The organism is Phaeobacter sp. 11ANDIMAR09 (assembly GCF_001294455.1).
GTDB lineage: Bacteria > Pseudomonadota > Alphaproteobacteria > Rhodobacterales > Rhodobacteraceae > Pseudophaeobacter.
The window spans coordinates 76926-89444 of the sequence record NZ_LIKT01000008.1; the positions used below are offsets into that span (position 1 = coordinate 76926).

13 protein-coding genes are annotated in these 12519 nt (G+C 59.9%); 4 read left to right on the forward strand and 9 right to left on the reverse strand.

Annotated elements, in window-relative coordinates; genetic code table 11:
• Positions 1 to 290: 290 nt before the first annotated feature.
• The 4 genes from AN476_RS08940 to ribB all read right to left on the reverse strand — a co-directional run bounded on the left by AN476_RS08940 (position 291) and on the right by ribB (position 2992).
• Positions 291 to 620: a hypothetical protein gene (locus AN476_RS08940; RefSeq protein WP_054460917.1), complete on the reverse strand. Its 330-nt coding sequence runs from the start codon at positions 618 to 620 to the stop codon at positions 291 to 293.
• A 217-nt stretch (positions 621 to 837) separates the two neighbouring features.
• Complete coding sequence (nusB, locus tag AN476_RS08945; protein ID WP_054460920.1) at positions 838 to 1320, reverse strand: transcription antitermination factor NusB; 483 nt, start codon at positions 1318 to 1320, stop codon at positions 838 to 840.
• Complete coding sequence (locus AN476_RS08950; RefSeq protein WP_054460923.1) at positions 1317 to 1868, reverse strand: 6,7-dimethyl-8-ribityllumazine synthase; 552 nt, start codon at positions 1866 to 1868, stop codon at positions 1317 to 1319. Before AN476_RS08950 ends, nusB begins: the two co-directional genes overlap by 4 nt.
• A 2-nt stretch (positions 1869 to 1870) precedes the next feature.
• Complete coding sequence (gene ribB, locus AN476_RS08955) at positions 1871 to 2992, reverse strand: 3,4-dihydroxy-2-butanone-4-phosphate synthase (protein ID WP_054461110.1); 1122 nt, start codon at positions 2990 to 2992, stop codon at positions 1871 to 1873.
• 182 nt (positions 2993 to 3174) lie between these two features.
• Between ribB and AN476_RS08960 the strand changes: the two genes are divergently transcribed.
• Complete coding sequence (locus tag AN476_RS08960) at positions 3175 to 4227, forward strand: proline racemase family protein (RefSeq protein ID WP_054460925.1); 1053 nt, start codon at positions 3175 to 3177, stop codon at positions 4225 to 4227.
• An 80-nt stretch (positions 4228 to 4307) separates the two neighbouring features.
• Here the strand turns inward: AN476_RS08960 and AN476_RS08965 are convergent, their stop codons facing one another.
• On the reverse strand, positions 4308 to 4895 hold the full coding sequence (locus AN476_RS08965; RefSeq protein WP_054460927.1) for a riboflavin synthase: 588 nt from the start codon (positions 4893 to 4895) through the stop codon (positions 4308 to 4310).
• 282 nt (positions 4896 to 5177) lie between these two features.
• Here AN476_RS08965 and AN476_RS08970 point away from each other — a divergent pair, with 282 nt between their 5' ends.
• The 3 genes from AN476_RS08970 (at position 5178) to AN476_RS08980 (ending at position 9740) form a co-directional block, all read left to right on the forward strand.
• A complete protein-coding gene (locus tag AN476_RS08970) occupies positions 5178 to 6470 on the forward strand; it encodes a capsule biosynthesis protein (protein WP_054460930.1) in 1293 nt (430 codons plus the stop codon).
• Between the two features lie 95 nt (positions 6471 to 6565).
• Complete coding sequence (locus AN476_RS08975) at positions 6566 to 7702, forward strand: polysaccharide biosynthesis/export family protein (RefSeq protein ID WP_054460932.1); 1137 nt, start codon at positions 6566 to 6568, stop codon at positions 7700 to 7702.
• Positions 7703 to 7781: 79 nt separating this feature from the next.
• A complete protein-coding gene (locus AN476_RS08980) occupies positions 7782 to 9740 on the forward strand; it encodes a capsular polysaccharide biosynthesis protein (RefSeq protein ID WP_157063721.1) in 1959 nt (652 codons plus the stop codon).
• Positions 9741 to 9747: 7 nt separating this feature from the next.
• Here the strand turns inward: AN476_RS08980 and ribD are convergent, their stop codons facing one another.
• The 4 genes from ribD to AN476_RS09000 all read right to left on the reverse strand — a co-directional run bounded on the left by ribD (position 9748) and on the right by AN476_RS09000 (position 12496).
• A complete protein-coding gene (gene ribD / locus AN476_RS08985; RefSeq protein WP_083464296.1) occupies positions 9748 to 10845 on the reverse strand; it encodes a bifunctional diaminohydroxyphosphoribosylaminopyrimidine deaminase/5-amino-6-(5-phosphoribosylamino)uracil reductase RibD in 1098 nt (365 codons plus the stop codon).
• Positions 10846 to 10983: 138 nt separating this feature from the next.
• Entirely contained in the window at positions 10984 to 11451 is a 468-nt protein-coding gene (gene nrdR, locus AN476_RS08990) for a transcriptional regulator NrdR (protein WP_054460938.1), read from the reverse strand.
• Between the two features lie 120 nt (positions 11452 to 11571).
• The gene (locus AN476_RS08995) at positions 11572 to 11991 is read right to left on the reverse strand and encodes a secondary thiamine-phosphate synthase enzyme YjbQ (protein ID WP_054460941.1); all 420 of its coding nucleotides are present in this window, start codon (positions 11989 to 11991) and stop codon (positions 11572 to 11574) included.
• A gap of 70 nt (positions 11992 to 12061) precedes the next feature.
• Positions 12062 to 12496 (reverse strand): hypothetical protein, encoded by a 435-nt coding sequence (locus AN476_RS09000; RefSeq protein ID WP_054460943.1) that lies wholly within the window; start codon positions 12494 to 12496, stop codon positions 12062 to 12064.
• Positions 12497 to 12519: the final 23 nt, after the last annotated feature.

A 12519-nucleotide genomic window follows, 5' to 3' on the forward strand; every position in this document is an offset into this window, starting at 1 on the left:
GGGTTCTGCCCTTTCAGTGACCGGCAGCATTCCAGTGGCCTTAAGCAATTCCACGGGAGCTGGCTCTGTTCGGATCCTGGTCCGTTTATCTGGCGCCCACCTGTACATACAGGTCCCCGGGAATCAAAACCGCACGTCCGCGGTGGTCCCGCCACACTTGCCCACTGCGGGCCTTTACATATGAAAACCGCGAACTCTGTTCAGAGCGCGCGGTTTTTCACATGTAAAGGGTGCCGACTAGTCTGAAGCCAAGGTTTTAGCCCCAACGATGTGCAGGCAATCACCTAGACTTAGCGGCGTTTGCTCAGCTGACGCTTTTGCCCAGAGGGCGCTTCGGCCCGGACAGGGGCTGGTTCAAAATGATGGGCAACCGGCGTACCACCACGCGGACCCTCATCCTTTTTGGCCATCGCCATGATGACCCAGGCAAACTGAACCCCGGCAAAAACGATGCCATTCATGAACCACAACAGGAACACAGCCAGCACCCCATCGCTGGATTGGCTGATCAGCCCCCATAGGTTCATCACATTGAACCACAGCAGCATGGCGACAAAACCAGCGGCGATGCAAAATCCGATGATAACATTCTTGATGTAGAGTTTTACCAGCTTGGGCATGACGACCTCATCTCTGTTACCCATAAAGACTAGCACTCAAGCCAGCGAGGTCCAGCATTCGCAGCACAGAAACCCCGCCTTCCGGCAGAAATAGTGTCGCACCCTAGGCCAGGCACGTGCTGGAGGCGCAGGGCAATTGGGAAGAAAGAAAAAGCGCGCCCGGGTAAAGGCGCGCTTTAAATCATCACGAATCACAGCTGCCGCAGCAGAAGCAGGATCAAAAGGCTTCTGGCTTGGCCTCGCGTGCCATGTGGTCGAGCACCGCATTGACGAACTTTGGTTCCTTGCCTTCGGGGAAGAAGGCGCGCGCGATATCGACAAACTCGTTGATCACCACCTTTGGTGGCGTATTGGACTGAGTGAACTCAGCCCCGGCTGCGCGAAACAGCGCCCGCAGCGTCGGGTCGATGCGATCGATGGGCCATTTAGCCACCAGGCCCCGGTCGGTCATCTGATCGATCTTGGCCTGAAAGTTCACCGCATCTTTCAACAGCTTGCGGAACAGACCGGTGTCGCCCTCGGCCATTTCAGCGTCCTCATACACAGCGCCAAAGCGATGGTTTTCAAATTCAGCAATCACCTTGTCAAAGGTCAGATCGCTGTGCTCCATCTGAAACAACGCCTGCACGGCATAGAGCCGGGCGGCGGATTTCATCTGGGTTTTGCCATTGCCCTTGGGGGCGCTGTCCGAATGGGTCATGCTGTGCGGGGTCCGTTTTCTGTGCCAGCCAGCTGAATGGCTTCGGAAGGCGCCTTAAAGCCGACTCCCTTGGTCTGGGCGCCCCACTTACGCGTCAGCGCGATAAGATGCAAGGCCGCAGCCGCAGCGCCACCGCCCTTGTTTTGATCTTCCGGGTCAGCGCGCACCTCGGCCTGTTTGCGGTTCTCAACCGTCAGGATACCGTTGCCAATGCAAAGCCCCTGCAGGCCCAGCAATTGGATGGCGCGACTGCTATCATTGCAGACGGTGTCGTAATGGGTGGTTTCCCCGCGAATGACGCAGCCTAGGGCCACAAAGCCATCAAAGTTGGAGCTGCGATCCGCAATGGCAATCGCCGTAGGGATCTCCAGGGCGCCGGGCACTTCGACGACTTCATAAGAACCACCTGCGGCCTCGATCTCGGCCTTTGCCCCGGCCAGCATATTATCTGCGATATCTTTGTAATAGGGCGACATCACAATGGCGAGTTTCACGGGCTTGTCGAATTCAGCGCGCGGCATGATGTAGTGCTGTTCGTGTCCAGCCATATTCAAGACTCCTTCAGAATGGGGCGGGTGCCGACAATGGAAAGCCCATAGGCATCAATACCGAGATAGGTCGTCGACGGAGAATCCGTCAACAGCTCCAACTCCTCGACGCCCAGACTTGACAGAATCTGGGCCCCCAGGCCGGTGTTCTTGATGGTACGCGGCCCTTCCTCCTCTGGCGCATAGAGCGAGTGTCGCGGCTCGCGGAACAGGCAAACCACACCGCGCCCCTCTGCTGCGATCAACTCCATAGCGCGCGGCAACTCCTTAACCGGCTTAGGGCCAAGCCCCAGAATGTCGGAGGCTTCGTGCAGTGCATGGGTGCGCGTCAGCACCGGACCACCAGAGGCAATATCGCCCTTGATCAAAGCAACATGTTCAACGCCATGGGTTTGGTCGGTAAAAATCCGCATATCCCATTCCCCACCGAACTCCGATGTAACCGTGCTGCGGCTGGTCTCAACCACCAAGTTATCATTTCGGGCGCGATAGGTGATGAGGTCAGAGATCGTACCAATCTTGAGACCATGCTTCTCGGCATAATCCACCAGATCCGGCAGGCGGGCCATGGTGCCGTCCTCGTTCATGATCTCGCAGATCACCGAGGCAGGATAATGCCCGGCCAGGCGTGCCACGTCGCAGCCCGCCTCGGTGTGACCAGCCCGTACCAGTACCCCACCGCGCCGCGCGCGCAGCGGGAAGACATGGCCAGGGGTGGCGATATCTGCTGCGCTTTTTTCAGGGTCGATTGCCGTGGCGACGGTCAGGGCACGGTCGGCTGCGGAAATGCCGGTGGAGACGCCCTCGCGCGCCTCAATCGAGACAGTAAAGGCGGTTTCATGACGCGAGGAATTATGCATTGCCATCATTGGCAGGCCCAGCTCATCGATCCGCTCAGCAGGCAGGGTCAGGCAAATCAGACCCCGCCCATGGGTGGCCATGAAATTGATCGCTGCCGCATCTGCGCTCTGAGCCGGGATCACCAGATCGCCTTCGTTCTCGCGGTCCTCATGATCGACCAGGATGAACATCCGCCCGGCACGGGCCTCATTGATGATCTCTTCAATCGGGCTGATCGCCGCGCGCAAACGGGCCTCGACCGGCCCCGGTGTTTCAAAGCTCATGCTGATAGCCTTTCGGTACAGATGCCCAGGGGCCCATCGCCCGTCGGGTATATAGGCGAAATAGCCCAGCCTTGCCGCAAAGGCCAGCCCCAGCTGCGGCACAGCAAAGGCTAGACGCGGCGTTTGCCTTGGGGCAGAAAGGAAGGATTGGATACAATATGCACAATCCCGGAGAGAGCCCCATGCGCGCATCCCGCATCCTACAAGCCGTCGACGCCCATGCCGAGGGCGAACCAGGCCGTGTCATCACCGGTGGCATGCCCTTGCTGAAGGGCAATTCTGTCTTTGAGAAAATGCAAGATATGGCGCAAAATCATGATGATATCCGCCTGCAAATGCTGCGTGAGCCGCGCGGCAATCCCGGCCTCTGTGGCAATGCGATCGTGCCACCCTGTCACCCGGAGGCCGATGCCGGTTTCATCATCTTTGAACAAACAGAATACCCGCCCATGTCGGGCTCCAATACCATCTGCGTTGTCACTGTGCTTTTGGAAACAGGCATTGTGCAGATGCAGGAACCGGTGACCGAGCTGACATTGGAAGCGCCTGCCGGGCTGATCAAGGTGCGGGCAGACTGCCGCCATGGCAAGGTAACGCGGGTTACCTTCAAAAACGTCCCCGCTTTTGCCATACATCTGGATGCGCCGGTCGAGGTGGCGGGGCTGGGCACGGTCAAGGTGGATGTCGCCTGGGGCGGCATGTTCTTTGTTCTGATCAATGGCGAGACCATCGGTCTGGATCCCACGGCCGAAAATGGTGCAGAGATTGTGCGCATTAGCGAAGCGATCCGCCATGCCACCGCCGAGCAATTGCCAGTCCAACACCCTGAAAACCCGGAGATCACTGGGCCGACCATCTCCAACCTTTGGGCGCCGCCAATCGCTGAGGGCACCCATGGGCGCGGGGCCATCACCATCTCGACAGGCACCTTTGATCCGGCCCGCCCCCAGGATGCCAGCGGCATTTTGGATCGCTCCCCCTGTGGCACCGGCACCTGCGCCAAGATGGCGGTGCTGCATGCCCGTGGCCTGCTGGGGGTTGGCGAAGACTATGTGAATGCGGGTCCCCTGGGCACCACCTTTACCGGGCGCATTCTGGAGACCACAACCGTTGGGGATCATCCCGCCATCATTCCCAGCCTGTCGGGTCAGGGTTGGATCTACGGGCTTGCCTCTTACACGCTGGATCCTAGTGACCCCTTTCCGCAGGGCTATACCGTTGGAGATATGTGGTAGGAAGACAACAACAAAGAGAGGGGCGCTGCCCCTCGGCCTTCGGCCTCACCTCGGGATATTTAGGGCCAAATGAAAAGGCTCTAGCCTGCCTCGTGCAACCGGGCGACGTAGCGCGCCAGAGTGTCGATCTCGAGATTAACCTGATCGCCAAGTTTGACATCCCCCCAGGTGGTGACCTCTTTGGTGTGGGGGATGAAGTTGATGCCAAAATCGCAGCCCTCCACATCATTCACCGTCAGCGAGGTGCCGTTCAGAGCCACGGAGCCTTTGGGGGCGATAAAGCGCGCCAGATCCTGGGGCGCGCGCAGTGTGACGCGGGTGCTGTCGCCCTCGTCCTGCAGCTTGACCACCTCGGCCACGCCGTCCACATGGCCCGAAACAATATGACCGCCGAGCTCGTCGCCGACCTTCAAAGCGCGTTCCAGGTTGACCCGCTTGCCGATCTGCCAGGCGCCGATATTGGTCTTTGATACGGTTTCGGCCGAGATCTGCACATCATACCAATCCGACCCCAGCTCGATCACCGTGAGGCAGACCCCATCGGAGGCAATGGAAGCGCCCAGATCAATGCCTGCGGTATCATAGCTGGTGGCAATCCGCACCCGCAGGTCGCCCTGCTGATCCAGCTGAGCAATGGTTCCAATGTCTGTCACGATACCGGTGAACATTCTGCGCGCTCCTAGGCTATGTCTTTGGCGGAAAATCCCTGCCGAAGAGGTAGCCCAAGCCCCCCCTGTTTCACAAGCCCTCCGCTGCAGCAAAACGCAAGGGCACCCGTCCCCGCTTAAAGGTTTGCCGCCCGGCTTGCCGGGACTGTGTCCTTGCCCCTACTGTGGCAAGAATGCCTTGCTGCCCATCCCGGTCATAGTTATGCCCCAGTCCAGCGCTACCCTCTGACGACAGATCCGCCCAACAGCAACCGTAACCGCCCTGTGCCAAAGCTCGCCCCGATGCAAAACTCCAATGCCAAGCACCGCGTCTTTTTATTCCTGCAAGGACCCCATGGGCCGTTCTTCAACGCCCTAGGTCGGATGCTGCGCACGGCGGGCTGTGATGTCTGGCGGATTGGCTTCAACGCGGGCGATCAGGTTTTTTGGCGCGACAAGGCGCAGTATCTGCCCTTTCGCGGGGCTCTTACCGACTGGCCGGGATTTTTGGAAACCACCTGCCAGACCAAGGGCATTACAGATATTGTTCTCTATGGCGATACCCGCCCCATTCACGCAGAGGCAATCGTCCTGGCACAGCGGTTGGGAGTGCAGGTACATGTCTTTGAAGAGGGCTATCTGCGCCCTTACTGGGTCACCTATGAGCGGGGCGGCTCTAATGGGCATTCGCGTCTGATGCAGACCGATGTGGCCCAGATGCAGACGGCACTGGAGCTGTCGGACATGGAGGCTCCGTTGCCGCCCTCTCATTGGGGCGATATGCGCCAGCACGTGTTTTATGGGGCATTGTACCACTGGTTTGTGATGTTCTGGAACCGCAAGTACCGCAATTTCCAGCCCCATCGTGCCCTGCCAGTGACCCGCGAGTTTCAGCTCTACCTGAAGCGATTGCTATTGATGCCCGCCCAGGCCCTGGAACGTCGACTGGCGACCCGGCGCATTCGCAATGGCGGCTTTCCTTATCATCTGGCGCTATTGCAGCTCGAGCATGACAGCTCCTTTCAGATGCATTCGCCTTTTGACAGCATGGGCAGTTTTCTGACCGAGGTCATTGCAGGATTTGCCGCCGGTGCCCCCCGCCACCACCACCTGGTGATCAAGGCGCATCCGCTGGAGGATGGGCGCAGCCCGATCCGTCATGACCTGCGCCGTCTGGCTCGCGAACATGGCATTCAGGATCGGGTACATTATGTGCGTGGTGGCAAGCTGGCGGAACTGCTGAACGAAGCCCGCACTGCCGTCACCGTGAATTCGACCGCCGGGCAGCAGGTGCTTTGGCGCGGCATTCCGCTCAAGGTCTTTGGCGCTGCGGTCTATGACAAGATCGAGTTCACTTCGGAACAGCCATTGGCACAGTTCTTTGCCGCACCGGCCCGCCCGGACAATCGTGCCTATAAGGACTACCGGCGTTACCTTTTGGAGACCTCGCAGGTGCCGGGCGGTTTTTATTCTCGCTCAGGGCGGCGCCAGTTGCTGCGCCATGTTGTCGATATGATGCTGTCTCCACATGATCCCTATGATGCCCTGCGCCATGGCACAGCGGCTCCGCGGCAACAGTTATCCGTGGTCCGCTAGGCGAAACCGCTCGCAACACTGGATTTTCACCTCGAACCGCGCTAGGTTGTTCAAAAAACTGAGGCAGAACAATAATAGGTCGAGGAGACCGAGCAGTGAAAAACGTCCCCTTTTCTTGGGTGCGGCCCGTGGCGATTCTTGCTGCATTGACGCTTGCAGCGTCTTGCGGCCTGCCAAAAGTCGGCCCCAACAAACGCCAGATCTTTGCCGGATCGGTCCAAAAAGAAGGCGATGCCTTTATCGTCTCCGTTAATGACCGCGTCACCCGCGCCACTGCCGTGGTCCCGGCGCTTGGCTTCTCGCAGAGCTTCATCAACGCTGGGCGACTGACCTCAGACACCATCCGTCCTGGTGATGTTCTGGGTCTGACCATCTGGGAAAACGTCGATGACGGGCTTTTGGCTGGCGAGGCCACCAATGCCACCGCGCTGGAGGAAGTCCAGGTCGATAGTGGCGGCTACATTTTTGTACCCTATGCCGGTCGGTTGCGCGCAGCGGGCAATACGCCCGAACAGCTGCGGGAAGAAATTACCAAAAAGCTCGAAGATCAGACCCCCGATCCGCAGGTGCAGGTGCGCCGCGTCGCAGGAGATGGCTCGACGGTCAGCCTGACGGGCGCCGTAGGTGGCCAGGGCGTTTATGCCATTGAGCGCCCGACCCGCACACTGTCGACCATGCTGGCGCGGGCTGGGGGCGTTGCAATTGAGCCCGAGATTGCCCAGATCACTGTGATCCGCGGCAACGAGCAGGGCAAGATCTGGTTCCAGGATCTGTTCAATCACCCAGAGCTTGATATCGCTCTGCGCGGTGGCGACCGTATTTTGGTCGAAACCGATAGCCGTTCCTTTACCGCGCTTGGCGCCACCAGTGCTCAGGCGCGTGTACCTTTTGAAAGCCAGGACCTGTCGGCCCTGGAAGCCATTGCGCAGGTTGGCGGCCTGATCTCGACCTCTTCAGATCCCACCGGGGTCTTTGTTTTCCGCAATGAGCCCGCAGAGATTTCCAATCAGGTGTTGGGCCGCGACGATCTGGTTGGCGCCCAGCGCATGGTCTATGTGCTGAACCTCACCCAGCCCAACGGGCTGTTCATCGCCCGCGACTTTGTGATCCGCGATGAAGACACGCTTTATGTCACCGAAGCCCCCTATGCCCAGTGGACCAAAACCATTTCGCTGCTGGCCAGCCCGCTGACACCTCTCGCCAGCGTCGAGACGCTGTTTGGCGGCAGCTAGCAACGTGACCGGCACATCTGCCAAAACCAAAGCCGGGGGCCCGCGCTCCCGGCTTTTTGTGTACAATGGCGGCTTCGTCATGCAGCCGAGGCTGCGCCGCATTCTGAGTTTGGCGGGCTACACGATCCGGTTGGGCTTGCCACAACAGGACGATCTGGTTGGCATCTGGGGCAATTCCCCAACCGCTCAGCGGGGCCGGGCTGTTGCCGCAAAATACGATGCGAAACTGCTCTGCGTGGAAGACGCTTTTTTGCGCTCCATTCACCCCGGTCGCGCTGGCGAACCCCCGTTAGGGCTGCTGCTGGACCGCAAGGGGGCGCATTTTGACCCCGCCCAGCCCTCTGATCTGGAAGAGCTGCTGGCCAACCACCCGCTGGATGACAGCCATATGATGCGGCGCGCGCGCAATGCCATTGGTCGACTGCAGGATGCAAACTTAAGCAAATACAATGCCTTCTTACCCAGTGCCCCAGTGCCAGATCCCGGCTATGTTCTGGTGGTGGACCAGCTGCGCGGCGATGCCTCGGTTGCAGCCTCCAAGGCGGATCGCGCGCGTTTTCTCGAGATGCTGGTCTTTGCCCAGGAAGAACACCCCGGCGCGCGCATCCTGATCAAGACCCATCCCGAAACCCGCGAGGGCCATCGGCCCGGACATTTCACCAACAAGGATGCGCAGGGACGGATCGCGCTGTTCAGCGATGCCGTCTCTCCCTGGGATCTGCTGGAAGGGGCCATCGCGGTCTATACCGTGTCTTCGCAACTGGGATTTGAGGCCATTCTGGCCGGTCACAAGCCACGCGTCTTTGGCCAGCCCTTCTATGCAGGCTGGGGCTTGACCCAAGACGAAGACCCGCTGCCACGGAGACAACGCAAACTCACTCGGGCCCAACTGTTTTCAGCTGCAATGTTTCTCTATCCAACCTGGTACGACCCCTATAGTGATCGCCTATGTGAGCTGGAGCGGGTCATCGACACGCTAGAAGCCACTACCCGCGCCTGGCGGCAGGACCGGGCTGGCTGGGCGGCCTCGGGTATGAGCCTGTGGAAGCGTAAGCCGCTTCAGGGTTTCTTTGGCCAGACCAAAAAGCTCACTTTCACCGAAAGCCCCGAAGAGGCGCGCAAGAGTGGCCGCAACTGGATGGTCTGGGCCAGCAAAGGCGATGCCAAAAGCCATGCCGGTGCCACCCGTGTCGAAGACGGGTTTCTGCGCTCACGCGGCTTGGGGGCCGAACTGGTGCCTCCTCTGTCCCTGGTGCTGGACCGGCAGGGTATCTACTACGATCCCCGGCAACCTTCAGATCTGGATGACCTGATCACCCAACGCGCCGATCTTGGTCCCGCCGAAGCCCTGCGCGCCGAAGCCTTGATCCAACAACTGATCCGCAACAGCCTGTCAAAATACAATCTATCTGGCGCCCCCCCTGCCCTGCCCGAGGGACACCGTATTTTGGTGCCGGGGCAGGTGGAGGATGACGCTTCGATCGAGGCCGGATGTGGACGCATCAACACCAATCTGGAACTGTTGCGCGCCACTCGCAAAGCCAATCCCAAGGCGGTGATCATCTATAAGCCGCACCCGGATGTGGAGGCTGGGCTGCGCCCCGGCGGATTGGCGGCTGATGCGGTTCCCGAGGAGCTGGCAGATGTTGTGGCCAGCAACTGCGACCCGATGGCGCTTTTGGATATGGTGCAGGAGGTCTGGACCATGACCTCGCTTTTGGGGTTTGAAGCCCTGCTGCGTGGCGCCAAGGTCACCACTCTGGGTCTCCCCTTTTATGCCGGCTGGGGGCTGACCCAGGATAAGCGCACTCCGCCCCCCTGGCGACAGGCGCGCCCCGATCTGTTGGGGCTGGCCCATGCTGTCCTGATCGACTATCCGCGCTACTTCGACCCGGTCACCAAGCACCCCTGCCCGCCCGAGGTGGTGGTAGAAAGACTGAAGACCGGCGCCCTGCCCAAGCCTGGCTTGGGCAATAGGGCCCTGTCGAAGCTGCAGGGTTCACTGGCCACCTATGCTCATCTGTGGCGGCGCGGTTAGCCGCAGCTTAGCCCGCGCGCCGCCAACGATGCATGACATCGCCCCCAACCGAATTGGTCTCGATCAGCTCAAACCGGTTGGCGGCCTCCAGACTGTGCAGCCCCAGAGCCCCAATCGAAGGCAACCCTTCGGCGCCGATACCCAGACCGGCGGTGAACCCGATCAGCTCGTCCACCAGATCAAAGGCCAAAAGCGAAGCCGCCAGCGCAGAACCTCCCTCACAGAACACCCGCGTCAGCCCGGCCGCGCCAAGCTGTTGCAGAATGTCATGCGGATCCAACTGCACACCCCGGCTCGCACAGGGCAGCAGACGCGCGCCAAGGCCCTCCCAGGCTTGCTTACGTTCAATGTCAGCGCCCTGGCCGTGGCACAGCCACAGGGGTATCTCAGCGGCGGAGGTTGCCAACTGACTGATCAATGGCAGATCCAGATGCCGCGAGATCACCACCCGCACGGGCTGATGTGCAACGCCGAGGTCGCGCACGGTCAAAGAGGGATCATCTGCCCGCGCGGTCCCCGCCCCAACCATGACCGCATCATGACGGGCTCGCATGGCATGAACTGCGCGACGCGCCTCTGGCCCGGTGATCCATTTGCTCTGCCCCGTGCCCGTGGCAATGCGGCCATCAAAACTGCTGGCCATCTTGAGCGTCACCAGCGGGCGGCCCTGTTCGGTCTTGTAAAAGAACCCGGCGTGATCGCGCGCGGCCTCCTCAGCCAGCACTCCAACCTGAACCTCAATCCCTGCCTGGCGCAGCATCTCAAAACCCTGCCCCGAGACCCGTGGATCGCTGTCGCCGACTGCGGCCACCATCCGGGCAATCCCAGCGTCAATCAGCGCCTGGCTGCAGGGTGGGGTTTTGCCGTGGTGCGAGCAGGGTTCCAGCGTGACATAGGCGGTGGCACCGCGCGCCTGATCGCCAGCCTGCGCCAGCGCCACAACCTCGGCATGGGGGCGGCCACCGGGTTGGGTCCAGCCACGCCCGACAATGCGCCCATCGCGCACCAGCACACAGCCCACAGCCGGATTGGGCCAGCAATTGCCCTGCCCGCGTCGCCCCAGCGACAGAGCCAGCGCCATATATCGACTATCTGTTTGGGTCACGTCTTGCCCACCTATCTGTTGTCACACACAGGCCCGGATCGGCCTATGCCAATCCGGGCCTGAAATCAGGTCACTACCCGTCGATGCCATAACCCGCCGCCATGATCCAGGATCACCCGGCCAAGCCCGAACCCCGCTCTACTCTTCGCCGGGAGTATCGGGGCGCAGCTCGTGCACAAAATCCTCAAAGTCATCCGCCGCTTGGAAGTTTTTATAAACACTGGCAAAGCGCACATAGGCAACGGTATCGATCCGAGCCAGCGCCTCCATGACGATCTCGCCAATCTTGCTAGAGGAGATATCCGTCTCGCCCATGCTTTCCAGCCGTCGCACGATCCCTGAGATCATCTGATCAATGCGTTCGGGGTCGATGGGGCGTTTCTGCATAGAAATGCGGATCGAGCGTTCCAGCTTGTCGCGATCAAAATCCTCGCGTTTGCCGTTGGTCTTAACGACCACAAGATCCCGCAATTGCACCCGCTCATAGGTGGTAAACCGTCCACCACAGGCGGGGCAGAAGCGGCGCCGACGGATGGATACGTGATCCTCGGCGGGGCGTGAATCCTTCACCTGAGTATCGATATTCCCGCAAAACGGACAGCGCATCTGCGGATCCCCTTTTCTTAATACCAGCCATTTGTGCCAAAACCTGCACAGTTATCCACAACTATAGGGCAGCCGCTAGGAATTGGGTAGTGGGGAAATTCACCCCCTAGATCAAGCGGCTCAACCGCTGATATGCGCCAGAATCCGACGGCTGTGGGGGGCGTCTCGATGCTCAAGCAGATAGACACCCTGCCAGGTTCCCAAGGCCAATACGCCACCCGCTATCGGGATCGACAGGCTGACAGGCAGCAGGGCCGATTTGATATGGGCAGGCATGTCATCCGGCCCCTCATATGTATGCCGCAGATAGGCCATCGAAGGATGGGTCGAGGGCGGAACCAGACGCGAAAAGAAGGCCTGCAGATCGTCCTGCACTTCTGGGTCCGCATTTTCCTGTATCAGCAAAGAACAAGAGGTGTGGCGCACAAACAGGGTCAGCAGCCCTTCGCTACAGCCTGCCTCCTGCAGCCAGCTTGTGAGCTCCCGGGTGAATTCATAAAGCCCCGGTCCCCGGGTCGAGATCTGAAACAGTTTTTGCATAGGTCTGCTCTGCTACAGGTCGGGGTCTTTCACAAGGGGACAATGCAGCGGCTTTTGCATTCAGCCTGTTTCACTTGAAGCGAAAGCGCCAATCTTCAATGCGGTCATAGCAATAATTCCGCGCTGTCGCTGCATTCAGATTGTCACCTCGAATCTTAACGCTAAGCGACAGACGCGGGCTGGTGTCGCTGCCGGGAGGTGGAGACAAAGAAAACTGCACAGATTTTCGCCCAGGCCGATGTACCGAAGGACCAATCCCCTGCCATATATAGATCCGCTGGGTGGCCTGGCTGCGCAGCTGACGAATGGCAAAATCTCCGATACCACACCAATAGTCCTGTGCGCCCGAACCAACCCGGTTGACGACTTCCCAAACCCCTTCGGACACCGGCAGAACCTCGTGACGGTTCCAGGCCCGCCAAGCCTGCGCGCTCACTGGCAGGCAGATCAACCCAGCCAGCAGCCCGGCTGCGAGTGCCTTTGTGATACCTTTACCCTCAAACATCTTCTGCAAAGCCAGCTCACTCT

What these genes read in the sequence shown, in the direction of transcription:
- AN476_RS08940 (WP_054460917.1), bottom strand. Translation starts at nt 620, where the DNA reads ATGCCCAAGCTGGTAAAACTCTACATCAAGAATGTTATCATCGGATTT.
- nusB (WP_054460920.1), bottom strand. Translation starts at nt 1,320, where the DNA reads ATGACCCATTCGGACAGCGCCCCCAAGGGCAATGGCAAAACCCAGATG.
- AN476_RS08950 (WP_054460923.1), bottom strand. Translation starts at nt 1,868, where the DNA reads ATGGCTGGACACGAACAGCACTACATCATGCCGCGCGCTGAATTCGAC.
- ribB (WP_054461110.1), bottom strand. Translation starts at nt 2,992, where the DNA reads ATGAGCTTTGAAACACCGGGGCCGGTCGAGGCCCGTTTGCGCGCGGCG.
- AN476_RS08960 (WP_054460925.1), top strand. Translation starts at nt 3,175, where the DNA reads ATGCGCGCATCCCGCATCCTACAAGCCGTCGACGCCCATGCCGAGGGC.
- AN476_RS08965 (WP_054460927.1), bottom strand. Translation starts at nt 4,895, where the DNA reads ATGTTCACCGGTATCGTGACAGACATTGGAACCATTGCTCAGCTGGAT.
- AN476_RS08970 (WP_054460930.1), top strand. Translation starts at nt 5,178, where the DNA reads ATGCAAAACTCCAATGCCAAGCACCGCGTCTTTTTATTCCTGCAAGGA.
- AN476_RS08980 (WP_157063721.1), top strand. Translation starts at nt 7,782, where the DNA reads ATGCAGCCGAGGCTGCGCCGCATTCTGAGTTTGGCGGGCTACACGATC.
- nrdR (WP_054460938.1), bottom strand. Translation starts at nt 11,451, where the DNA reads ATGCGCTGTCCGTTTTGCGGGAATATCGATACTCAGGTGAAGGATTCA.
- AN476_RS08995 (WP_054460941.1), bottom strand. Translation starts at nt 11,991, where the DNA reads ATGCAAAAACTGTTTCAGATCTCGACCCGGGGACCGGGGCTTTATGAA.
- AN476_RS09000 (WP_054460943.1), bottom strand. Translation starts at nt 12,496, where the DNA reads ATGTTTGAGGGTAAAGGTATCACAAAGGCACTCGCAGCCGGGCTGCTG.